Genomic DNA, 21,971 nt, shown 5'->3' with positions numbered 1-21,971 from the left:
CCTCAGCCGAACCGGGCGGCCAGCCGGCGGTACAGCCCCGGGGCCGCCCCGCGCACCGCGACGGGCAGGCGCAGCCAGCCCGGCGCATAGCGCTCCGCGCCGCCCGCCGCGATCGCCCCGACCAGCAGGTCCGCGACCCGCCCCACGGGCAGCGGCCGCGGGCGGCGCCGCTCGTACGGCCGCCCGCGGCGCTGGAAGAACTCCGTCTGCACGACCCCCGGCACGAACACGCCGACCCCGACGCCCGTGCCCCGCGTCTCCAGGCGCAGGCTCTCGGCGAACGCGTCCAGCCCCGCCTTGCTCGCCGAGTAGACCGCCTCGCCGGCCACGCCCGTGCGCCCGGCGATCGACGTCACGAACATCACGTGCCCGTCCCCGCGGTCGCGCATCCCCGGCAGCAGGGCCCGGGTGAGCCGCATCGGCGCGACCAGGTTGACCGCGACCAGCCGCTCGATGTCGCCGGGCGCCATCTCGCCGAACGGCCCGGCCCAGCCCACGCCCGCGTTGTTGACCAGGATGTCCACGCCGCCGCCGAGCCGGTCCGCCTCGTCCGCCAGCCGCTCGGCCGCGCCGGGCTCCGCGAGGTCGCCGCTCACCGCGAGGCCGCCGGTGCGCTCGGCCAGGGCCGACAGCCGGGCGCGGTCCCGGCCGTGCAGGACCAGCCGCGCGCCCGCGCCGGCCAGCCGCAGCGCCGTGGCCTCGCCGATGCCCGACGAGGCGCCGGTGACCAGCGCGACCCGGTTCGCGATCCGCATCGGACCACCCCTTCCCGCCCGCCTCCGCCGGCGGGCCGAGCGTTAGAACCAGGCGTGGTGCGGTAGTGCGCCTGGCGTGTCCACTCTCGAGTCTGCTGCGCCGCGCGCCGACCTGCGCCGCCGCGTCGTGGTGATCTCGGCCAGCGTCGGCGCCGGCCACGACGGCACGACCCGCGAACTGGCCGAGCGGCTGCGCGCGCGGGGCCTGCGGGTCGACTGCCTCGACGTCACCGACGTCTTCCCGTGGCGGCTCGGGCGGCTGCTGCGCGGCTCGTACCACGGCCTGCTGCTGCGCCTGCCGTGGATCTACGACGGGCTGTTCGCGATCGCCCGCCGGTTCCGCGGCGCCGCACCGATCACGCGCGCCCTGCTGCGCCCGGTGCGCGCGCGGATGCGCCGGGCGCTGCCCGCCGACGCCGACGTGGTCATATCGACGTATCCGATCGCCAGCCAGCTGCTCGGGCCGCTGCGCCGCGACGGGCACCTCGCCGCGCCGGTGGTCACCTACGTGACCGACTTCGCCGCGCACCCGATCTGGCTCTCCCCGGGCGTCGACGTGCACTATGTGGCGCACGAGACGAGCCGCGCCCAGGCGCTCGCCCACGCGGCGGCCGGCGTGCGCGTGGCGGGCCGGGTGGTGTCGGCCCGGTGCGCCCCGGCCTCCGCGGCGCGGAAACGGCGCGCCCGGGAGCGCTTCGGCCTGCCGCCGGACGCCCCGCTCGCGCTGGTGGTCGCCGGGGCGTGGGGGGTCGGCGAGGTCGCCGCGACGGCGGCCGACATCGCCCGGACGGGCGCCGCGATCCCGGTCACGGTCTGCGGGCGCAACGAGGCCCTGCGCAGCCGGATGCTGCTGGCCGGGACCGGGCCCGTCCTGGGCTGGGTGGACGACATGCCGGAGCTGCTGCGCGCCGCCGACGTGCTCGTGGAGAACGGCGGTGGCCTCACCGCGCTCGAGGCCATGGCGTGCGGGCTGCCCGTGCTCACGTACCGGCCGCTGCCCGGTCACGGCCGGGCGAGCGCGGCCGCCATGGACGAGGCCGGGGTGAGCACGCTGGTCCGCGGGCGGGACCAGCTCGCGCGGGCGCTCGCCGAGGTCGCCGGGGGTGAGCGGGGCCGCCGGGCCCGCGCCGCCGGTCTCGCGCTGTTCGCCGGCGATCCGGCCGCCGGCATCGCCGACCTCGTCGCCGGGTCCGGCCGTCGCGCGCCCGGTGGCGATGACCGCCGCCGGTGACCCCGCCGCCGGCGAGAACCTCGTCGCGGTGGTCGCGGCGCTGGGGTCCGCGGCCGCGTTCGCCGTCAGCGCCGCGCTCGAGCAGAGCGAGGCCAAGCTCGAGAAGCGGGCGCCGCCGCTCGACCCGCGGCTGCTGCTGCGCCTGATCCGCCGGCCCCGATGGCTGCTGGCCTGGGTGCCCGAGACCATCGGCACCGGCCTGCAGGCCCTCGCGCTGAGCTTCGGGCCGCTCATCCTCGTCGAGCCGCTGCTGATCACCGGCCTGTTCCTGGCCATCCCGCTGGCCGCCGCCCTCAACCGGCGCCCCGTCCACCGGCGCGACTACGCCGTGGTGGCGCTCGGCGGGGCCGGCCTGGCCGCGTTCCTGCTCGCGGCCCAGCCCCGCCCCGGCATCGCCCAGCCGTCGGTGGCCGGTTGGCTCGGCGTCGCGCTGTGGGCCGGACCCGTGCTCGCGGTGTGCCTGTTCTTCGCGTGGTGCGCCGGCAACTCGACCCGGGCGGTGCTGCTGGGCGTCGCCAGCGGCCTGCTCTACGGTATCGCCGCCTCCCTGCTCAAGGCGCTGACCGCGGAGCTGTCCTTCGATCCGGCCGCGATCTTCGGCCGGGGGCAGACCTACGCGCTGATCGTCACCGGGCTGGCCGCGGTGATCCTCAACCAGAACGCGCTGCAGAGCTCGCGCATCGCCGTGCCGCTCATGGCGATCGCCATCGCCGACCCCGCCGTCAGCGTCGCGGTCGGCGTCACCGCGTTCCACGAGCAGATCGACACCAGCGGGGTGCGGCCGTGGATCATGGTCTGCGCTGGCCTCGCCATGCTCGCCGCCATGTGGCTGGCCAGCACCACCCGGTCGGACATCCGCCAGGCCCCGCCGCCGAGCCGGAACAACGGGGCCCGCTGACGGCCGGGCGCCGCCGTCCGGGCCGGATTGCTGTCTCACACCCGCCATTTGGCTGGCCGACGCCCGGCCCGCGGCCACACTGGGCGACGTGGCGCTCACCTGTACGGTGCTGGTCCGGGACGTCAACGGCCTGCCGATCGCCAACGCCCTGGTGACCCTGGGCGGGGCGAGCGGCGCCACCGACGCGGCCGGGCGCTTCAGCACGGTGCTGGCGTCGCCGCCGCCGATCCCGCTGATCGTCGTGGCCCACCCGGCGTACGTGACCGAGCACATCGCCGTCGCCGGGGACCTGCGCACCGAGCCGTGGAACAACGCGCTCGCCCAGCGGGCCGTGGCCGGCGACGACGTCACGTTCACGGTGACGCTGGGCCGGCTCGACACGTGCCCGGTGGTAGAGCTCAACGCCGAGCAGATCAAGGCCGTGATGCGCCAGCCGGGCCGCGACCCGCACGCGGCACTGCTGTGGCGGCCGCCCAAGTACCCCGCCGTGCGCGCCTACACCGGCCACTGGAACGACCAGCTCGACTGCTACGTCGCCGAGGAGGATCTGCTGCCCGCGACCCCGGTCGCCGACGGCGCCCGCGGCTGGGCCCAGTTTCGCCACCGGCTCGTGAAGAACCAGGTCGACGCGCTCGGGCGGTTCTACTGGCTGCGCTACCCGGCGCCGCAGACGGACCAGATGCTCACCGTCGCCGTGTTCTCGCCGAACCTCGGGCGCCCCCGGCCGGTGTCGCGGCTGGACTTCGTGCTGTTCTACAGCCCGAACACCAGCTCGTACTCGGCGACCTACCCGTACGGGCTGATCAATCGGGACAGCCCGTTCCAGCAGTACTTCGACCTGGGCAAGAAGTACCTGCTCGACGAGTTCTACTTCGTCGCGCAGCTCCTGGCCCGCCGCAGCCGCGCGATCACGGTCATGCCGATCGCGCACGGCACCGACCTGGGGCCGCTCGTGACGGGCGAGGGGGTGCTGCGGCTGCTGCGCGAGGTGGCCGCGTTCCTGCACCGGCAGTGCCGCACCAGCTCGGCCGGGGTACGCCCGCCGGCCGACAATCCGGACGAGCTGTGCGGCCCGAACCTGCGCTCGCTGGCCCGGGCCGTGTTCAGCACCGACTTCGGGGCCGTGCCCCCGGTCGGCGCGGTCGCCGTGAGCGGGTTCAGCACCGGCATCGCCCCGGTGAAGCAGGTCATGAAGACGTTCCCGGTCACGCAGGGCACGACGCTGTGGGGCGTGCCGTCGACGGGCGGGACGGACGCGCTGCGCGTGTGGAACACGGCGTTCCGGGAGCTGTGGGACCTCGACGGGTTCCACCCGGACACGGGCGGGTGGCCGGCGTACCTGCAATTGCTGCGCACCTGGTTCACCTTCGACGGCACCCGGGTCGTGCGCAGCTACCACTCCTCCGGGCGGGTCCCGCCGGATCCGCTCGCCGACCCCGACCCGGTCTGGAAGGACCTGCGCGGGGCCGGACTGACGCTCGACCGGCAGCAGACGCCGCCGGGCCGCTGGGCGCGCATCCTGCAGAACGCCCGCTGGACGAGCGTGCGCATGTCGGACTCGTACGTCGACTACGGACCGGGCGACGACCGGCCGGTCTTCCTCGACGCGCACCACACCACGCCCCGGATCGGCTTCTCGCACGCGGCCGGGATCACGGGGATCGGCAAGGTACCGCCGGGGGAATGACAGCGGAGGGGGACCCATGTACACCGTCAGCCTGATCGGCACGACACCGTTCCCGCGGATCGCGGGCGGCGGGTTCGCCCTGTGGCGATACCGCGTCGACATCGACCAGCCCGCGCACGGCGGCCCGATCGGCCTCGGCTTCGGCACGGCCGTGGACATCCGCGACCCGTCGGCGTTCCCGGACGTGGCCCAGCTGCGGGGCACCCGGCTGCTGCGCCCGGGCGGCGAGGCGGCGGCGCTGCAGTTCGTGGTGCACGACGCCGACGACCTGTCCGACGGATCGCTGGAGATCGCCTTCGTCGCCCCGGCCGGGCAGGACCGGTTCACCGCGGCGGCGCTGGTGACGCTGTCGGGCACCGACGCCGAGCACCCGCGCTTCCTGAACTACCGCACCCAGCCCAGCGGGCCGGACAACGTCGTGCAGGCGCTCACCGGCCCGGCGGTCGCCGCCGCGGCGCCGGCCCCACAGCCGGTGGGGGAGTCGGTGGGGGAGAAGCCGAACAAGGGCGTGCTGCCCTACGCCAGCGAGCTGTTCGGGGTGTACCAGCCGCTCGTCGGATGGCGCTCGACGCTGCAGCACGAGCACCTCGCCGAGGCGACGTCGAGCCGGTTCCGCCAGGCGGTCCGGCTCGTGGACCCGGCGATGTTCGAGCCGCCGGCGCCGAGCCCGGCCACGCCGCCGGCCGAGCCGCGGGGTCCGGTGGTGCGCCTCGCCCCCGAGCAGGAGGACGAGCGCACCGTCGCGATCAACCTCCGCGAGGGGCTGGTGCTCGACCCGGGCATCCGGCCGGGGACCGCGCCCGCACCGGCTCCGGCGCCCGTGCGCGAGGAGGGGGCGGCCGGGGCGTTGCTGCAGTACCTGCGCCGGACGTCGCCCCAGACCGTCCAGCAGATGCTGACGCCGAAGGTGCCGGCCTGGCAGCGGGTGCTCGCCGCGGCCACGTGGTTCGCCGAGGACCACCCGGCCCGCTCGGCGTTCCTGTCGCCGATCGGGCTGCTGCACATGTTCCGCGAGTACTTCTTCGAGATCGGCACGTTCCTCGGCCCGCCGGTCGGGCACGTGTGGATCAGCCCCGGCGGCCAGGTCGAGCTCGTCGAGGTCAACACCCGCCGGCAACTCGTCGAGCGCACCGTCGAGCAGTCCGTCGAGACCACCACGAAGACCGAGGTGGCGCAGACCGACCAGGACGAGCTGTCCGACGCGGTGAAGGTCGAGAACGCCAACGACACCCGCCTCGGCGTCACCGCGAGCGCGAGCGGCGGCGTGGCCGGCATCTTCCAGGCCAGCGGCAGCGGCAGCTTCAACCTCGACAGCTCCCGCAAGCAGGCCCAGGAACAGACCCACAAGCGGATGCGGGAGCAGAGCTCGAAGCTGTCCAGCGAGGTCCGCCAGAACTACAAGACGACGTTTCGCACCGTCACCGAGACCACCGACACGTCCAGCCGCCGGTACCTGCTGCAGAACACCACCGACAGGCTCGTCAGCTACCAGCTGAGCCGCAAGATGCGCAAGGTGGCGGTGCAGGTCCAGGATCTCGGCGAGCAGCTGTGCTGGCAGCTCTACATCGACAACCCGGGCGACCCGCTGGGCCTGGGCGAGTTCGTGCACGCCACCTCCGCGGCCCTGGACCCGGGCGTCAAGGTCCCCGACTACAAGCCCTACCCGGCCAACATCGAGAAGACGCACTCGCTCGCGATCCCGTTCATCCTGTACCAGGGCGCCGACGACGAGGCCGAGAACACCTACGAGCTCTCGGGCGACAACGCCGACCACGGCATCTTCAAGCCCGACGCCGGCAAGGACGACATCATCCAGTTCAAGTTCGAGTTCAAGTGCCCGCCGCCGCCCGCCGGGTTCGTGCTGAACGGCATCAGCAGCCTCGACTTCCACGGTGCCCAGGTCAACTTCAACGTCGACCCGCCGGACGTGAAGAACAACAGCTTCGTCGTGCACCTCACCCACGCGAGCTTCGGCGGCCGGCCGGCGATCCCGTTCGACGCCAACCTGGTGTACGCGCCCACGCCCGAGGCCCGCGCCGCGATCGACCGCGCCAACGCGGACCTCAAGACCGCCTACGACGACGAGGTGGCGCTGAAGAAGGAGCAGCTGTTCTACGACACGCTGCGCAGCCGGCTCAAGCTGGTGAGCCAGGTCCGGCCCCGGCCCCAGGAGGATCTGCGGGCCGAGGAGCGCAGCATCGTCTACCGCTCGCTCATCAAGCGGCTGTACGGCAACGAGAACGGCTGGAGCAACGAGGACTACCACGTGGCGTCGGAGCTGATCCGGTACCTGTTCGACGTCGACTCGATGCTGTACTTCGTCGCCCCCGACTGGTGGCGCCCGCGCGAGCAGCGCCTGGCCACCAAGGACGACCAGGGGGAGCTGCAGCCGACCATCATCGCCGAGCCGGCGCTCAGCGACCGGGTCGCGGGGATCGGCAAGGGCCGCCCGCGGGTCATCCCCGGGCACCGGCCGTACTACCTCATCACCGAGGAGACCGCGCCCGCGCCGCAGGGCGCCTCGCTGGGCTGGCTGATCCAGCTCGACGGCGACGTGCACCGCAACGCGTTCCTGAACTCGCCCTGGGTCAAGGCGGTGCTGCCGATCCGCCCGGGCCGCGAGCGCGAGGCGATGGCGTGGCTGCGCCGTCCCGAGGTCGCGGGCAGCGACGGGCTGGACGAGCCCTATCCGTTCGACGCCGCCCAGGATCCGCCGGAGTACCGCGGGCAGAGCATCGGCCAGGTGCTGCTGCTCATCGCCGACCGCATCCGCGCCGAGCACGAGGCCTCCCTGACCCCGGTCCCGGCCGACCCGGGCCGGGTCGGCAGCGCGCTGACCCTGCCCACCGAGACCGTGTTCAGCAAGGGCTTCGACCCGCTGGAGGGCGGCATCAAGTTCGGCGCGGCACCGTTCGCCGTGTTCAGCCAGTGGATGGAGATCCTGCCCACCGACCAGGTCGTCGCCACCGAGTACACCGTGCCGTAGCGGATCGCTCAGCCGACCCCGGCGAGCTCGCTGGTGCAGTGCGGGCACCGTTGCGCGCCCGTCGGCAGGTCGGCGACCTTGCAGCGCGGGCACTCCTTGGTCGGCGGCGGGTCGCCGAAGACGGTCTGGCCGCGGTGGCTCATGTACGCCCGGTACGGCACGACGATCAGGAAGTAGATGACCGCCATGAAGATGATGAAGTAGATGAGTGCGCCGACGAAGGCGCCGACGTCGATGCGCTGGCCGTTGATCGTCCAGCCGAGGCCCTTTCCGGCCGTCCCCCCGCCCCCGATCGCGCCGATCAGCGGCGTGATGATGCTGTCGGTGAACGCCTTGATCAAGGTGCTGAAGGCCAGCGCGACGACCAGGCCTACCGCGACGACGATCAGGTCGCCCTGCATGAGAAAGTTCTTGAAGCCCTTCAACATCTCGCAATCCCCTGCGGTGAAGCGGGCCGCTGTGCCCCCGGTCGCCCCATGCAACCATCGCGCGGGCCGGGCGGGGGCCGGAGCGCGGCCGCGTCACCTCGCATGCGCCCCGGGGATCACCCCGGTGCCCGGTCCGGCGGGCCGGGCACCGGTCGACGCTGTCAGCTCGCGGGCGCCGGGCCGGACGGCTCCGGGGAACCCTGCATGCCACCGCCGTGCATGGTGTGCATCAGGATGTAGGTGGCGGAATACGTCGCCGAAGAGCCGGTGCCCTGGACCGTGCCGGCCACGAAGACGGCCGATCCCATGCCGATCTGCCCGGACTGCAGGCCGGTGCGCATCGACACCACCTTGGTGTCCGATCCCACGCTCCAGGTGCGGGTGAAGCCGTCGGACGACTGCACGGTCACGTTGGACCCGCTCACCTGGCTCACGGTGCCGTGCTGGATGGCCACGCGGACCTGCCCCTGCTCGGTCTGCACCGTGCCCTCGCCGTGCAGCACGCCATGGAGCCCGTGCATGCCGCCGCCCGGCTTTTGCTGTGGCGGCGCCGTCTGGGTCGTGCCCGGGCCGGGAGCACCCGGGCTCGGCTGCTGGGCGGACGCGGCCACCGGGACACCGGTTGCGATGGCGGTTGCGGCGGTCGCGGCCATGATTACTCGCCGTATGCGATACATGATCCCTCCTTCGCTCACCTCACTTCGGGCCTGCTACCAACCGGGCCAGCCGACGTAACCCGACCAGGGCGAGAAATTCGCGCTTCGCCCTCGCGCGTCACCCTCCGCGGGCCGTAGGACTGATCGACGGCTCAGGGCGACCATCCGCGGACCTGGCAGCGTCGGCGCGCAGCGCCCAGCGGTGTCTGGCGGGAGCGACGGTCCGCACCACGGCGGACCCGAGTCATGTTCTGGCACTGCTCGTTGCGTCACCGGACTGCGAGATCAGCACGGGCGTCGCGTCGACGGCCAGGCGGAGGCGGCCGCCGTCGACCGTCACCTCGTGCCGGTCGCCGAACGCGTCGACCGCTTCCGCGCCGCCGTCCCAGGGCCAGGTGGCGGTGGCGGGCGGCTCGTCCTCGCCGGAGAACGTGTCGCGGCGTTGCCACAGGACGAGCAGCGGGCCCCGTGCGGGCCGCTCGATGCGGAACGCGCACAGCTCGGGCTGGTCGGGCGCATCGAGGCGGGTGACCCGGGTGGCGCCGTCGAGCTGCGCGGCGAGCAGGGCGAACGTGTCGGCGGCGGGGTGCCGGACGCCGAGCGTGGTGCCCTCGTAGCCGAGCAGGGCGAGCTTGCCGGTGAGCAGGTGCATCATCTGCAGGTGGTCGGGGGTGCCGGGCACCTCGGGCGCCAGGCACCAGTACGCCATGCGGCGCACGCCGCAGGACAGTGCCAGCAGGGTGCGCATGACCAGCTGCCGGGCCGCGATCCGGTGCCGTCTGGCCTCCAGCGCGGGCGCACAGCCGGCCATCAGCATCCGCAGCTCGGCGGGCAGCTCCGGCATCCGGGCATACAGCGCCCGCATGGCCCGTCGTTCCGGCGTCTCCTGGGCCATCCGGGCGCGCAGCTCGTCGGTGTCCTGGGTGTCCAGGGTCGCGGTGGCCATCACCTGGTGCAGCGCCGCCTCGACCGCCGGGAACTCGAACAGCATGGGGCCGCCGTGCTCGCCGACCACGATCTCGGTGTTCTCGCCGGCGATGGCACGGGCCTGGGCGATGTCGTCGGGCACCCGGTGCGGGTCGCCGTAGAGGTTGACGCTGAACAGGCCGAACGCGCCGCGCCCGGTGCGGCAGACCTCGTCGAAGAACTGCCGCTGGGGGCTGCCGGGCGGACTGGACAGCACGTCGTACCCGCAGCCGCCGAGCACGACCTCGGCGCGGGGGTCGGCGTCCCTGACCGCGGCGTGCATGGCGCGCAGCTGGGTCACGTATTCGGCGGCAGTCCCGGCCCAGGTCAGCCCGATGTTGCTGGGTTCGTTGTCGCATTGCCACATCCGGACGCGGCCGCCGCAGCGGTGGACCAGCCGCCGGATGAACTCGCCGTAGGCGGCGGGGTCGCGGGCGGGCGACGGGGGCAGGAAGTCCGTCGGCGTCCGGGTCGCCCAGCGGGAGCTGGACACGACCGTGATCCACACCTCCTCGTCGCCGTTGAGCTGCCGCATCAGCGCGTCGACGGTGTCCCAGGCGTACTCGCCGGGGCGCGGTTCGACCTGCCCCCAGTAGACGTACGCCCGGACCAGGCCGGCGCCCAGGGCCCGCGCCTGCGGCCCGAACTCGGTCGGCGGCCCGAACAGCCCGTAGCTGACGCCGCGCACGACTCCAAGTCTCATGTCGCCTCCTCGTATATGACGTATACCAGAATGTATCCCGTATACTTTCGCTGTGCCGGTCACCATCTGGAATCAGCCCCCGCCGCCTCCCCGGCAGCGCGCGCTCGGCCGCCCCGAGATCGTGGCGGCGGCCATCGCCGTCGCCGACGAGTCCGGCGCGGCCGGCCTCACGATGAAGGGCGTCGCCGCGCGGCTGGGCGCCTACACCCCGATGGCGCTGTACCGGTACGTGCACAGCAAGGACGGCTTGGTCGACCTGATGCTCGACGAGGCCGCCGCGCAGGTGCCGGTGCCCGCCCGGCCGGGCCCGGACTGGCGCGCCGACCTGGAGCGCATCGCCCACGACACGCACGCGATGATCGGCCGGCACGGCTGGTACGCCGAGCTCGTGCACACTCGCCCCCCGGCCGGCCCGCGCCAGATGCGCCGCCTGGAGTTCATGCTCGCCGTCCTCGTCGGCCAGGGCGCCGGCGTCGCGGACGCGATGACCTGGACGGCGCTCATCGACCGGCACGTGTTCGGCGCCAGCCGCCAGGAGGCCGAGGAGTCCCACGCGGAGCGCCGCGCCGGGCTGGCCGACCCGCGGCAGCAGCACGCCGCGTTCGCCGAGGTCCGCGACCTCGTGGCCGGGTACGGCGACCTGCCGAACGTCACCGCGTGGCTGGCCGCACCGACCGGACCGGACCCACAGGCGCAGTTCGCCCTCGGCCTGCGGTATCTGCTCGACGGCATCGCCGCGGATCTGCGGCACCGCGTCCGGAGCACCGCATAACCGCCGGATCGCCGGGTAGCGTGCCGCCGTGAACGAACGGACGAGCGAGCCACGCGTCGGGATCACCCCGAACCTCTTCGGAATCGCGTACGGCCTGACCGGCCTCGCCGGCTGCTGGGGTTACGCCGCGATGCTGCAGTTCGCGCCCGCGCTCGTCTCCGACGCCCTGTGTGTGCTGGCGGCCGCGGTCTGGCTGACGCTGCTCGTGGGCTACGTCATGCAGGTGTCGCGGCGACCGGGCGGCTGGGGCGCGGAGCTGGCCGACCCGGTGCTGGGGCCCTTCGTCTCGCTGATCCCGATCGTCGGCATGCTGCTGGCCATCGGCCTGATGCGCCACGATCGCGCGGCGGGGCAGTGGCTGTTCGGGGTGTTCGTCATCCTCACGATCGCGCTGGCCGGGTGGATGGTCGGCCAATGGATCGTGGGCGGCCTCGTCCTGGACAAGCTGCACCCCGGATACGTGCTGCCGACCGTCGCCGGGGCACTCATCGCCACCATCGGCGCGAGCCTCGCCGGCTGGACCGACCTCGCCCGGGTGTTCTTCGGCCTCGGTCTCGTGTCGTGGATCGTCATCGAGGCGATGGTGCTGGCCCGGCTGTACTTCCGGCCCCCGCTTCCCCCGCCGCTGCAACCCACCCTCGCGATCGCGTCGGCGCCGCCCGCCCTCGCCGGCCTGGCGTACCTGGCCACCACGCACGGCAAGGTCGACGCCATGGCCTTCGGGCTCGCCGGCTACACGCTGCTGGCCGTGCTGGTCCAGCTCCGGCTCATCAGCGTGTACCGCCACCTGCGCTTCACGTCCGGATTCTGGGCGTACGCCTTCCCCTACGCGGCGGTCGCCACGTTCGCGCTGCACTGGATCGCCTACGCGCACCCGCCGGGGTACCGGATCTGGGCCTGGGTCGTCATCCTCGCGATCACCGCGTTCATCGTCGCTCTCGCGGCCGAGACGACCGCGGCCCTCGCCCGGCACCGGTTCCTGCCGCAGCTGCCCTGAGCGCCGCCGGGGGTCAGTTCCGGCAGCCCGCCGCCGCGTTGCCGACGGTGCCGAAGAAGTCCAAGGTCACCTGCGCGGCCGACGGGGTGAGGTCGTCGCCCGCCGGCCAGTCGTGGCTGCCGCCCTGGTAGACGGCGAGCCGCACGCACCGCCCGGTGCCGCAGCCCGACCACGTGCTCGTGGTCAGGCTGCCCTGCGCCCGGACGGTCGGGGTGGCGGGGCAGCGGTTCGCCCGGCGGTACTGCTCCACCTGCCCCTCGACGGTCGGCTGGGTGTAGCCGTCGAGGGTGCGGGGAGGTCCGCCGGGGCCGATGGTCAGCTCCGGGTCGCCCGTCGCGGCGATCTCGAGCAGCGACACCGGCGCCGGGCCGGGGCACGGCATGGAGCCGACGGCCGCGTAGGACGCGACGGCCGCGAAGCGCCGGGGCGCCGCGCAGGCCATGCGGAGGGCCATCTTGCCGCCGTTGCTGTACCCGACCAGGAACACCCGGCCGGCGTCGGCGTCGGTCTGGGTGGCGAGCACCTTGTCCACGACGGCGGTGAGGAAGGCGACGTCGTCGACCCCGGCGGCCCGGGCGGGGCCGCAGCAGGAGCCGGCGTTCCAGGACTGGCCGACCCCGGTGGGGTAGACCAGGATCGCCGGCCCGGTCACGTCGGCGAACCCGCTGCGCTTCTGCTCGTACTCCGGCGTGACGCAGCAGCCGTGCAGGTCGACCAGCACCGGCAGCCGGGCCGCACCGGGCGCCCACGGGCGGGCCAGCAGGTATCCGCGGGGGAGCCCGTCCACGACGATCGGGACGGTCGCCTGCGTCCACTTGACGGGCGGTCCCGGTGATGTCCGGACGGCCGGCGAGCGCGAGGAGGTCAGGGCCAGACACGCGACCGTGACGAGCGCCGCGGCGGCGTGCAGCCGTCGCCTCCGTCCGGTCAGTACTGCAGCCTCGGGTCGTCGTACTGCTTGAACTCCAGCACGTTGTTGGACGGGTCGACGAGGAAGATGGTGCGGTGCTGCTCGGCGGTGCCCTCGAACCGTGTCGCGGGGCCGGACAGGACGCGCAGCTTGCGGTGCTCGACCAGCTGCAGCAGCCGGTCGAAGTCCTCGGTGCGGGCGAACGTGACCCCGAAGTGCCGGGGATACTCGACGGGCTGGGCGGCCACGGCGTCGGCGTCGAGGTGGCAGACGAGCTGGTCGCCGAAGAAGTCGAACGTGACGCGGTCGTCGTAGCGGCGGGCGAGCTTGGCGCCGAGGCCGAAGACGTAGAACCGCACCGCCTCGTCGAGATCGTGGGTGGGCACCGCGACGTGGAAGGCGTCGTGTGTGGATCGCATGGGATGGTCTCCTCGACGGTGTCAGGGAACGGGTGGGATCAGGCGCCGGAGGACGGGCTCGACGGGACCGTGGCCACGTGCAGCAGCGTGTCGCCCCGCAGCCCGCGGCGCAGCGTCTCCGCCCCGAGGACGTCGGACGCGGCGACGTTGCCGAGATTGACGTCCGGGCCCAGGGCGGTGATGAGCTCGACCTGGAGCGTCTTGGTCGGCGCCTCGAACATCACCTGCGCGGTGGGGAGGTGGTCGATCACCGCGTCCAGGACGTCCCGGCGCAGGTGCCCGTCGGGCCGGGCGATGCCGCTGAGGCCGCTCTCGCGGGCCTCGGTGACGACCATCATGGCGCCGGCGTCGAGGTCCTCGCCCATCGCGTCGACCCACTGGGCCGGGGTGAGCCGAGCCGAGCGGTCGGCGTCCTTGTACCCGACCTCGGACAGCACGGGGCGGTACTGCGACATGCGCCGCACGTGTTCGGCCTTGGCGCGCTGGTCCAGCGGAATGGTGCCGTTGGACACCTCGATGTGGGTCGCGCCGGTACGCCGGACCAGCTGGAGGTATTCGTCCAGCCGCCCGGTCCACAGCTGGTGCTCGAACAGCGTGCCGCCGAAGTAGAACCCGATCGCGGCCTCCCGCAGCACCCCGGCCTTGCGATCGAGGTCCCGGGTGACCAGCGCCGTGCCCCAGCCGAACTTGACCAGGTCGATGTAGTCGCCGTGGCTGGTGACGAGGTCGGTGAAGGCGGCGGTGGGCAGCCCGCCGTCGATCACCATCGTGATGCCGGGTGACGTTCGCATCGCATCCTCCTGAAGGGTCATTCCCGGGTACCGCGCCGAGCTCGGCCGGTCAGCGCCAGGCTCAGCGGCGTGCGCAGCGCCACCGCCACCGCCGACCAGCACGCCAGGTAGATCAATGGGACGACGGCCAGCGCGGCCCCGGTGACGAGCGGGCCGGGCTGGCGCTGGGCCACGGCGGCCAGGCCCGAGGCCGCAGCCACCGCCAGCAGACCCTGCAACAGCAACGGGTGAGCCAGGTAGACCCCGAACGAGGCGTCCGAGGCGGAGTGCATCAGGCGCCGGCCCGGTGCGCCCCGGCGCTGCCAGGCGACGCCGCACGCCAGGAACGCCCACGCGACCGCGACGCTCTCCACCACGACGACGGGCTGGAACACGGCGCCCGCGACCAGCGGGGGCTGCCGCAGGACCGACGCGCGCACGAAGAAGACCACGACGCCCGCGGCGACGGCGAGCGCGCATCCGGCGAACACCCACCACATCCGCTCGAGGGTCCACCGCATGAGCGCCTCCGCGTGCCAGGCCGCCACGCCGCCGGCCACGACGAACCCGAGGTAGCTGGGCAGGTACGCGCTGGGGTCGCCGAGCCCGGGCACCGATCCGCGCTGCACGGCGGTGTAGCAGCCGGTCTGGTAGACGGCCGCGGCGGCCAGCAGCCAGCCGTGGCGGCCGCGGGTGGCCCGAAGCAGGCGGCGCAGCAGCGGGAACACGAGGTACAGCTGCATGGTCACCAGCAGGAAGTACAGGTGGTAGCGGGCGCCGCCGGTCAGCAGGTCGCGCGCGAGCCCGGGCAGTGCCCGGCCCGCCGGCCACAGCGGCGCGCCGCCGGCGACGTAGTACACCGCGGTCCACACCACGTACGGCACGCCGATCAGCAGGTAGCGCCGGCGCCAGAACGCCCACCAGCTCGACGGCGCGCGAGCGCGGCGGCTGTAGACGAGCACGAACGCGGTGAGCAGGAAGAAGACCTCGCGGCTGACGTGCAGCACGATGAGCGGCGCACCGTTGGACAACCCCACCCCGCCGGGCTGCTGGGCGAGCACGTGGACGGCGATGACGAGCCCGACGGTGAGCACCCGGACGACATCGAGCGCGTCGAGATGGGCGGGTGCGCGGGCCCGCTCGTGCCGGGCCAGCGTGGCGGCGCCGGGCGGCGGCCCGCTCACGGGCCGCCGCCCAGGGCCGCCGCGTCGGCGCGGAGGGCACGACGGAGCACCTTGCCCGTGGGGCTGGTCGGCAGCTCGGCGCTGACGGTGATGGCGGCCGGGCACTTGTGGCGCGGCAGCCGCTCGGCGCACAGCCGCCGCAACTCCTCGACGAGACCCGCCGGCGCGTGGGACGGCCGGAGCATGACGAAGGCGACCGGTACCTGACCGAGCCGCTCGTGCGGCGCGGCGACCACGGCGGCCGAGCCGACCGCGGGATGGCCGAGCAGGACGTGCTCCACCTCCTGCGGGTGAAGCTTCTCCCCGCCCCGGTTGATCACGTCGTCGGCGCGGCCGACCAGGTACACGTAGCCGTCCTCGTCGCGGAACCCCAGATCGCCGGTGGGCAGCCACCCGTGCGCGTCGCGCGCCGACCGGCTCGCCTCCGCCCCGTGCCGCGTCAGCTCCAGATACCGGCGGGTCACCGGCCGGCCGTGCAGCATCACCATGCCCTGCACCCCCGGCGGGACGGGCCGGCCGTCCGGGCCCGCGACCGCGAGCCCGACGCCGACCGGCAGCCCGACGGAGCCGGCCCGCCGGGCGGAGGCGTCGAGCGGGTTGGCGGTGATCTGGCCCGCCGCCTCGGTCATCCCGTACGTGTTCAGCACCGCGACGCCGGTGCGCGCGGTGAACGCGTCCTGCGTCGGGCCGGGCAGCGGCGCCGACGCACAACGCGCGAAACGCACCCGGGCCAGGGTCGCCTCGGGCGGCGCGGGCCGCGCGGCGAGGGCGTCCAGGATCGCCGGAACGGTGTTGAGCCAGGTGGGTGACCACTGCGCCACCCGCGACCAGTACGCGTCGGGCTCGAAGCGCCCGTCCAGCACCAGCGACGCGCCGCTGACCAGCGCCGCGAGCAGCCCCATCACCTGGGCGTTCACGTGGAACAGCGGCAGCGGGCTGAAGCCGCGCTGGCCCGGCCCGAACCGGTGGTGCCAGGCGACCCGCCGGGCCGCGTGCAGCAGCTGCGCCTCCGACAGGGGAACGCCCTTCGGCTCACCCGTCGTGCCGGACGTGGCCAGCAGCACGGCCGGACGCAGGGCGGCGCCGGCGCTGGGCCGCACGCCGGTCGGCGGCGCGCCCATCGGCACCGGCGCCGCGCTTCCGGCCACCCAGATCTCCACCCCCGCCCCCGGCGCGGACAGTGGCGCGTCGGCGACGACGACGTCGACCCGCAGCCGGGCGAGGAAGTCCTCCAGCGCCGGCGCCGGCAGCCGCGGATCGACGGGCACCACCGTGAGCCCGGCGGCCAGCCCGCCGAGGTAGGCGGCGGCGAAGCGCAGCGGGTCGGCGACGACCAGGCCGATCCGCGCGCCCAGCGGCACCCGGCGCGCGGCGGCCAGCCGCCGGAGCCGTTCGGCGTACGCGGCCAGGGACGGCCACGAGACCGCCTGACCGTCCGCGCCGGCGATGAACGCCGGCTCCCGCGGCTGCTCCTGCGCGCGTGCGGCCAGCAGCCGAGTCGCCACCGTCATGCGCCTCGCCTTCCCGTACATTTCTGTTGGCACACAAGGGTTTCCGGTTCAGTCGCGGCCCTACCCAGCGACGGGCGGTGCAATCGCCGGACGCCTCACAGCAACCTCACGGCCGTCAGCGGCGGCGCGGAACGGTGGGCTGGCTACCGTGGAACCATGTCCACGGCTCGGCCGCTGCCGACCGTCCGTCGCCTGCTGCGCGGCCGGGACGGGGACCCGATCTGGGCGAGGCCCGCGCTCGCGCTCCTGCTCGTCGTCGCCGCGCTGCTGTACGGCTGGGGGCTCGGCGCGTCCGGGTGGGCCAACGCGTTCTACTCGGCGGCGGCGCAGGCCGGCTCGCTGAGCTGGAAGGCGTGGTTCTTCGGGTCGTTCGACCCCGCCGGGTTCATCACGGTCGACAAGCCGCCGGGCGCGCTGTGGCTCACGGGCCTGTCGGTGCGGCTGTTCGGGCTCAGCCCGTGGAGCATCCTGCTCCCGCAGGCGCTGGAGGGCGTGGCCACGGTCGCGCTGCTCTTCGCGACCGTGCGCCGCTGGTTCGGGCCGGGCCCGGCGCTGCTGTCCGGGGCGGTGCTCGCCACGACCCCGGTGGCGACGCTCATGTTCCGGTACAACAACCCCGACGCGCTGCTCATGCTGGCCCTCGTCGCCGGCGCGTACGCGACTGTGCGGGCGCTGGAGGACGCGCGCACCGGCTGGGTGGTGCTCGCCGGCGCGTGCGTCGGCTTCGGCTTCCTCACGAAGATGCTGCAGGCGCTGCTGGTCCTGCCCGCGTTCGCCCTCACCTACCTGGTGTTCGCGCCGGCCCCGGCCGGGCGCCGGGTGCGCCAGGTGCTGCTCGGCGGGGCGGCGCTGGTCGCGTCCGCCGGCTGGTGGGTGGCGATCGTCGAGCTCACGCCGGCGCGGCACCGCCCGTACATCGGCGGCTCCACCGACAACGACGTCCTGCAGCTGACCCTGGGGTACAACGGCTTCGGCCGGATCACCGGCAACGAGTTCGCCGGCAATGAGTTCGCGGGCTCGGCGGGGCGGCGCTTCGGCCTCGGCTCCGACGGGCCCGGCTGGGGCCGGATGTTCGACGCCGCGACCGGTGGCCAGATCGCCTGGCTCCTGCCCGCCGCCGTGCTGCTGGCCGTGGCCGGCCTCGCCCTCGCCGCCCGCAGCGCCGCGGCCCCCGAGCGGGCCGGACGGTGGCGGGCCGCCTATGCGTTGTGGGGCGGATGGCTGGTGGTGACCGCGGTGGTCCTCAGCCTGATGCACGGCATCTTCCACCCGTACTACACGCTGGCGCTCGCCCCGGCGGTGGCCGCGCTGGCCGGCATGGGCGCCCACACCCTCTGGCGGCTGCGCTCCGACCGCGCCGGCGCGTCCCTGCTGGCCGCCGTGGTCGCCGCAACCGCCGTCTGGTCGTGTGTGCTCCTCGGGCGCAGCGCCGCCTTCCAGCCGTGGCTGCGCGTGGCGGTCGCGGCGACGGGACTGCTCGCGGCGGCCGCGCTGGTCCTGTCCGGACACCGGGCTCGGCGGGGCCCGGTGGTGGTGCCGCGGCTCGCGCCGTTCGCCGGGGCCGCCGCCCTCGTCGCCGTCCTCGCCGGCCCGGTGGCGTACTCCCTGCAGACCGTCGCGGCGCCACGGTCCGGGCCGCTCGTCTCGGCGGGGCCGGCGCTGCCCACCACTCGCGCCGGACGGCCCGACGGCATGGACCTGGCGCGATTTTTCGCCGATCGCGCGCCCGACCCGCGGATCCGCGAGCTGCTGACGCGCGACGCCGGCGCGTACACGTGGGTCGTGGCGACCGTCGGCTCCCGCGGTGCGGCGACCTACCAGCTGGCCACGGGGCGGCCCGCGATGGCGGTCGGCGGCTTCAGCGGCACCGACCCCGCCCCCACGCTCGCGCAGTTCCAGCGGGACGTCGCCGCCAAGCGGATCCACTACTTCGTCGACGATCCGTTCGCGCGCGCCTTCGCCGGCACCCGCGTGCGCGACAGTGCCCGGATCGCGGACTGGGTGCGGCGCGACTACCCGGCGACCACGATCGACGGCGTCACCATCTACGACCTGTCGAAGTAACCACCCGCGGACCGACCAACGGGCGTCGTGCCACATGGCTTACCACCGCACCCCGGTGACCCGCACCGGCCGCACCTGGTCGTTCAAGCTCGACGGCGTCGCGGACCGTGGCGCTGAGCGGCTGCCGGATCGGCGCCGTGACCGTGGACGTCGAGGCGAACGGCGGGGGAGCGCCCGGTCAGACCCGGTGCTCTCCCGCACGACGAGGGAGTAGCCGGTCACGGTGTCGTGGTCGGCCTCGGTGCTCCCGCCGACCCGGTCGAGCAGCAGCGCCACCGCGGTCTCGGCGATCTGCGCCTTGTCCGGCGAGATCGTGGTGAGCGAGGGGATGCTGTACGACCTCGACGGCCGATTGAGTCTCCGATACTCATGAACGCGTATCGGATTACCTCGATGCTGCTCATGCGATAACCCGCTGAGCAGGAGGTACCCGTGCTCCGCCGACCGTTGTTCGTCCTGTCCGCGATCGCCGTCGTCCTGCTCGCCGCGGCCCCCGCCGGGGCCCGGCCCGCCGCGGATGCCGCCGCGAATTCCGGCGCCCTGCCGGCCGGATGCGGCACGAAGCAGGCCCCGTCCGCCGTGAGCGCCAGCGACTACGAGGACGTCAACCCGCCGCGCAACGCCGTCGACGGCAACCCGGACACCCGCTGGTCCGGCTACGGCTTCGGCGCCTACCTGCAGCTCGAGCTGCCCGCCCCGGCCACCCTGTGCGCCGTGCAGGTCGCGTGGTTCCGCGGCGACGAGCGCTGGAACGACTACACCGTCTACACCTCGGCGGACGGGGTGAACTACCGCAACGTCAACGCCGGCCGCAGCACCGGCACGACCCGCGCGCCGGAGACCTACGCGTTCACCCCGCACCAGGCGCGCTTCGTGCGGATCGCGTTCTGGCAGAACGCCGAGCAGCACCTGTGGGCCAGCATCACGGAGGCGACGGTGCTCGGCGCCGCCCCGGCCGGCTCGAACGTCGTCGTGGCCGTCGGGGACATCTCGCAGACCTGCGTGGCGGCCACGTGCCCGACGGCCCGCACGGCGGCGCTGAGCGCGCAGATCGACCCGGCCCGCATCCTGGGGCTGGGGGACCAGCAGAACGGCAACGACACCTACGAGGACTTCCTGCGGTACTTCGACAAGACGTGGGGGCCGCTGCGGGGCCGGTTCCATCCCACGCCCGGCAACCACGAGTACGACGTGGCCGGAGCCGACGGCTACTTCCGCTACTTCGGCGCGGCCGCGAAGCCCCAGGGCACCAGCTGGTACAGCTTCGATCTCGGCAACTGGCACATCGTCTCGCTCAACTCCGAGTTCGACCGCAACGAGGGCGGCGCCCAGCTCGCCTGGCTGCGGGCCGACCTCGCCGCGACCGCCAGGCCGTGCGTCGCCGCCTACTGGCACCGGCCGAAGTTCAGCTCCGGCAGCGAGCACGGCAGCTTCCCCAACGTGAAGCCGTTCTGGGACGCGTTGTACGCCGCCGGCGCCGACGTGATCCTCAACGGCCACGACCACGACTACGAGCGGTTCGCGCCCCAGCGCCCCGACGGCGTCGCGACCCCGGCCGGCATCCGCGAGTTCGTCGTCGGCACCGGCGGCGCGGGCCTGCGCCCGTTCGGCACCACCGTCGCCAACAGCGAGCGGCGCATCGCCGACACGCACGGCGTCCTGCGTCTCGACCTCGGCGCGAACGAATACGCGTGGCGCTTCGTCGACATCGACGGCGTCACGCGCGACCAGGGCGGGCCGGTCGCCTGCCACTGAGCCGGCCGGCCGCTTCGACAGAGCACCCACACAGAGGAGGTACCCCCGATGACATCACGATGGCGGCCGGTCCGGGCGCTGCTGGCGTGCGCGCTGGCCACGGCCGGGCTCGCGCTGGCCGCGCCAGGGTCCCCGGCCCACGCCGACCCGGCCGGTGTGACGAGGACCCTGGACTGGGAGAACCCGGCGGACCGCACGGTGCCCCCGCCCGGCTTCTACAAGCAGTCCTGCTGCGGTACCACGTCCACCCGGATCGTCAGCGACGTGAAGCGCGACGGCGGATACGCCGCCCGCTTCGAGCTCAACAAGACCGACACGGCGGTCTCCAACGGCAAGCGCTCCGAGCTGACCCAGCCCGACACCCAGCCGGCCAACGCCGAGCGGTGGTACGGCTTCAGCATCTACCTGCCCGCCTCGTGGGTGTACGACCAGTCGCCCGAGATCGTCAGCCAGTGGCACCAGTGCGACGCGTCCCGGTGCGGTGGCGGCTCCCCGCCGCTGGCGCTGAAGACCGAGAAGGGCCACTGGAAGCTCGACATGCCGCTGCGCTCGCAGACGGTGGACCTCGACGCCTACAGCACCGGCACCTGGACCGACTGGGTGTTCCACGTCAAGTGGAGCACCGGCGACTCCGGGCTGCTGGAGGTGTGGCGCAACGGCGTGTACAAGTTCGGCTTCACCGGCAGCCGCACGCACGCCGACACGCAGGGCTCGCCGTACTTCAAGTTCGGCATCTACAAGTGGGACTGGAACAGCGGCAGCACCCACGCGTCGGACACCACGCAGCGGGTCATGTACTACGACGCGCTGCGCCTGGGCGACCAGCGCGCCACGTTCGCCGACGTCGACCCGGCGCGCTCCGGCGGCGGCCCCTGCAACCGTGCGCAGCCGGTGGTGTCGACGTCGGCGAGCACCTACGAGGATGTGAACCCGCCGCGCAATGCGGTGGACGGGAACCTGTCGACGCGGTGGTCCGGGTACGGCTACGGGGCGTACCTGACCGTCGACCTCGGCACCCAGCGCACCATCTGCGGGGCCGGCGTGGCCTGGCACCGCGGTGACGTGCGCTGGAACGACTACACCATCTACACCTCCGTCGACGGCGTGACGTACACCAAGGCCTGGGAGGGGCGCAGCAGTGGTACGACACTGCAGCCCGAGGTCACGACGTTCCCGGGCCGGTCGGCCCGCTACGTGAAGTACGCGTGGTGGAACAACGCCGAGGCCAACGGCTGGGCGAGCATCACCGAAGCGACCGCCCTCAGCGCGTGAGGCGGCC

At 73.8% G+C, this 21,971-nt stretch carries 19 protein-coding genes; 9 read left to right on the top strand and 10 right to left on the bottom strand.

Annotated features, from left to right (window positions below; all coding sequences use genetic code 11):
* Window positions 1-2 precede the first annotated feature (2 nt).
* On the bottom strand, window positions 3-755 hold the full coding sequence (locus AC6JBM_RS22520; protein ID WP_497985543.1) for an SDR family NAD(P)-dependent oxidoreductase: 753 nt from the start codon (window positions 753-755) through the stop codon (window positions 3-5).
* A 76-nt stretch (window positions 756-831) separates the two neighbouring features.
* Here AC6JBM_RS22520 and AC6JBM_RS22515 point away from each other — a divergent pair, with 76 nt between their 5' ends.
* From AC6JBM_RS22515 to AC6JBM_RS22500, 4 genes are all read left to right on the top strand, one after another.
* On the top strand, window positions 832-1,986 hold the full coding sequence (locus tag AC6JBM_RS22515; protein WP_497985542.1) for an MGDG synthase family glycosyltransferase: 1,155 nt from the start codon (window positions 832-834) through the stop codon (window positions 1,984-1,986).
* Window positions 1,970-2,884 carry a DMT family transporter gene (locus tag AC6JBM_RS22510; RefSeq protein WP_497985541.1) on the top strand — a complete coding sequence of 305 codons (915 nt, stop codon included), beginning with the start codon at window positions 1,970-1,972 and terminating at the stop codon, window positions 2,882-2,884. Before AC6JBM_RS22515 ends, AC6JBM_RS22510 begins: the two co-directional genes overlap by 17 nt.
* Before the next feature lie 88 nt (window positions 2,885-2,972).
* Window positions 2,973-4,571 carry a hypothetical protein gene (locus AC6JBM_RS22505; protein WP_497985540.1) on the top strand — a complete coding sequence of 533 codons (1,599 nt, stop codon included), beginning with the start codon at window positions 2,973-2,975 and terminating at the stop codon, window positions 4,569-4,571.
* A 16-nt stretch (window positions 4,572-4,587) separates the two neighbouring features.
* Complete coding sequence (locus AC6JBM_RS22500) at window positions 4,588-7,557, top strand: hypothetical protein (protein ID WP_497985539.1); 2,970 nt, start codon at window positions 4,588-4,590, stop codon at window positions 7,555-7,557.
* Window positions 7,558-7,565: 8 nt separating this feature from the next.
* Here AC6JBM_RS22500 and AC6JBM_RS22495 read toward each other — a convergent pair whose 3' ends face one another.
* From AC6JBM_RS22495 to AC6JBM_RS22485, 3 genes are all read right to left on the bottom strand, one after another.
* A complete protein-coding gene (locus tag AC6JBM_RS22495; protein WP_497985538.1) occupies window positions 7,566-7,985 on the bottom strand; it encodes an MscL family protein in 420 nt (139 codons plus the stop codon).
* 161 nt (window positions 7,986-8,146) lie between these two features.
* Complete coding sequence (locus AC6JBM_RS22490) at window positions 8,147-8,506, bottom strand: hypothetical protein (RefSeq protein WP_497985537.1); 360 nt, start codon at window positions 8,504-8,506, stop codon at window positions 8,147-8,149.
* Between the two features lie 379 nt (window positions 8,507-8,885).
* Complete coding sequence (locus AC6JBM_RS22485) at window positions 8,886-10,310, bottom strand: hypothetical protein (protein WP_497985536.1); 1,425 nt, start codon at window positions 10,308-10,310, stop codon at window positions 8,886-8,888.
* 52 nt (window positions 10,311-10,362) lie between these two features.
* Between AC6JBM_RS22485 and AC6JBM_RS22480 the strand changes: the two genes are divergently transcribed.
* Window positions 10,363-11,082 carry a TetR/AcrR family transcriptional regulator C-terminal domain-containing protein gene (locus tag AC6JBM_RS22480; RefSeq protein ID WP_497985535.1) on the top strand — a complete coding sequence of 240 codons (720 nt, stop codon included), beginning with the start codon at window positions 10,363-10,365 and terminating at the stop codon, window positions 11,080-11,082.
* A 28-nt stretch (window positions 11,083-11,110) separates the two neighbouring features.
* Entirely contained in the window at window positions 11,111-12,079 is a 969-nt protein-coding gene (locus tag AC6JBM_RS22475; RefSeq protein WP_497985534.1) for an SLAC1 family transporter, read from the top strand.
* Window positions 12,080-12,092: 13 nt separating this feature from the next.
* On the opposite strand, the gene AC6JBM_RS22470 is transcribed toward AC6JBM_RS22475, so the two are convergent.
* The 5 genes from AC6JBM_RS22470 to AC6JBM_RS22450 all read right to left on the bottom strand — a co-directional run bounded on the left by AC6JBM_RS22470 (window position 12,093) and on the right by AC6JBM_RS22450 (window position 16,873).
* Window positions 12,093-12,866, bottom strand: a complete 774-nt coding sequence (locus AC6JBM_RS22470) for a CE1 family esterase (protein WP_497985533.1) — start codon at window positions 12,864-12,866, stop codon at window positions 12,093-12,095.
* Window positions 12,867-13,006: 140 nt separating this feature from the next.
* Window positions 13,007-13,408, bottom strand: a complete 402-nt coding sequence (locus AC6JBM_RS22465; RefSeq protein WP_350610628.1) for a VOC family protein — start codon at window positions 13,406-13,408, stop codon at window positions 13,007-13,009.
* Window positions 13,409-13,446: 38 nt separating this feature from the next.
* Window positions 13,447-14,199 (bottom strand): phosphosulfolactate synthase, encoded by a 753-nt coding sequence (locus tag AC6JBM_RS22460; protein WP_497985532.1) that lies wholly within the window; start codon window positions 14,197-14,199, stop codon window positions 13,447-13,449.
* Window positions 14,200-14,216: 17 nt separating this feature from the next.
* Complete coding sequence (locus AC6JBM_RS22455) at window positions 14,217-15,362, bottom strand: acyltransferase (RefSeq protein ID WP_497985531.1); 1,146 nt, start codon at window positions 15,360-15,362, stop codon at window positions 14,217-14,219.
* Complete coding sequence (locus tag AC6JBM_RS22450; RefSeq protein ID WP_497985530.1) at window positions 15,359-16,873, bottom strand: class I adenylate-forming enzyme family protein; 1,515 nt, start codon at window positions 16,871-16,873, stop codon at window positions 15,359-15,361. The genes AC6JBM_RS22455 and AC6JBM_RS22450 overlap by 4 nt, the downstream gene beginning before the upstream one ends.
* 156 nt (window positions 16,874-17,029) lie before the next feature.
* Between AC6JBM_RS22450 and AC6JBM_RS22445 the strand changes: the two genes are divergently transcribed.
* Complete coding sequence (locus AC6JBM_RS22445; RefSeq protein WP_497985529.1) at window positions 17,030-18,937, top strand: ArnT family glycosyltransferase; 1,908 nt, start codon at window positions 17,030-17,032, stop codon at window positions 18,935-18,937.
* A gap of 39 nt (window positions 18,938-18,976) precedes the next feature.
* Here the strand turns inward: AC6JBM_RS22445 and AC6JBM_RS22440 are convergent, their stop codons facing one another.
* The gene (locus AC6JBM_RS22440) at window positions 18,977-19,267 is read right to left on the bottom strand and encodes a substrate-binding domain-containing protein (protein ID WP_497986511.1); all 291 of its coding nucleotides are present in this window, start codon (window positions 19,265-19,267) and stop codon (window positions 18,977-18,979) included.
* 102 nt (window positions 19,268-19,369) lie between these two features.
* On the opposite strand from AC6JBM_RS22440, the gene AC6JBM_RS22435 reads away from it, so the two are divergent.
* Window positions 19,370-20,692 (top strand): discoidin domain-containing protein, encoded by a 1,323-nt coding sequence (locus tag AC6JBM_RS22435; protein ID WP_497985528.1) that lies wholly within the window; start codon window positions 19,370-19,372, stop codon window positions 20,690-20,692.
* Between the two features lie 48 nt (window positions 20,693-20,740).
* The gene (locus AC6JBM_RS22430; RefSeq protein WP_497985527.1) at window positions 20,741-21,964 is read left to right on the top strand and encodes a heparin lyase I family protein; all 1,224 of its coding nucleotides are present in this window, start codon (window positions 20,741-20,743) and stop codon (window positions 21,962-21,964) included.
* Window positions 21,965-21,971: the final 7 nt, after the last annotated feature.

The organism is Dactylosporangium thailandense (genome assembly GCF_059739745.1).
Note: the sequence above shows the minus strand (reverse complement) of the source record. Positions and strands in the feature narration are given on the sequence as shown.

Bases quoted from the DNA above. Each gene is read 5' to 3' on its own strand.
- AC6JBM_RS22510 (WP_497985541.1), top strand. From the start codon at position 1,970: ATGACCGCCGCCGGTGACCCCGCCGCCGGCGAGAACCTCGTCGCGGTG.
- AC6JBM_RS22450 (WP_497985530.1), bottom strand. From the start codon at position 16,873: ATGACGGTGGCGACTCGGCTGCTGGCCGCACGCGCGCAGGAGCAGCCG.
- AC6JBM_RS22430 (WP_497985527.1), top strand. From the start codon at position 20,741: ATGACATCACGATGGCGGCCGGTCCGGGCGCTGCTGGCGTGCGCGCTG.
- AC6JBM_RS22460 (WP_497985532.1), bottom strand. From the start codon at position 14,199: ATGCGAACGTCACCCGGCATCACGATGGTGATCGACGGCGGGCTGCCC.
- AC6JBM_RS22520 (WP_497985543.1), bottom strand. From the start codon at position 755: ATGCGGATCGCGAACCGGGTCGCGCTGGTCACCGGCGCCTCGTCGGGC.
- AC6JBM_RS22500 (WP_497985539.1), top strand. From the start codon at position 4,588: ATGTACACCGTCAGCCTGATCGGCACGACACCGTTCCCGCGGATCGCG.
- AC6JBM_RS22445 (WP_497985529.1), top strand. From the start codon at position 17,030: ATGTCCACGGCTCGGCCGCTGCCGACCGTCCGTCGCCTGCTGCGCGGC.
- AC6JBM_RS22465 (WP_350610628.1), bottom strand. From the start codon at position 13,408: ATGCGATCCACACACGACGCCTTCCACGTCGCGGTGCCCACCCACGAT.
- AC6JBM_RS22495 (WP_497985538.1), bottom strand. From the start codon at position 7,985: ATGTTGAAGGGCTTCAAGAACTTTCTCATGCAGGGCGACCTGATCGTC.
- AC6JBM_RS22490 (WP_497985537.1), bottom strand. From the start codon at position 8,506: ATGCACGGGCTCCATGGCGTGCTGCACGGCGAGGGCACGGTGCAGACC.
- AC6JBM_RS22485 (WP_497985536.1), bottom strand. From the start codon at position 10,310: ATGAGACTTGGAGTCGTGCGCGGCGTCAGCTACGGGCTGTTCGGGCCG.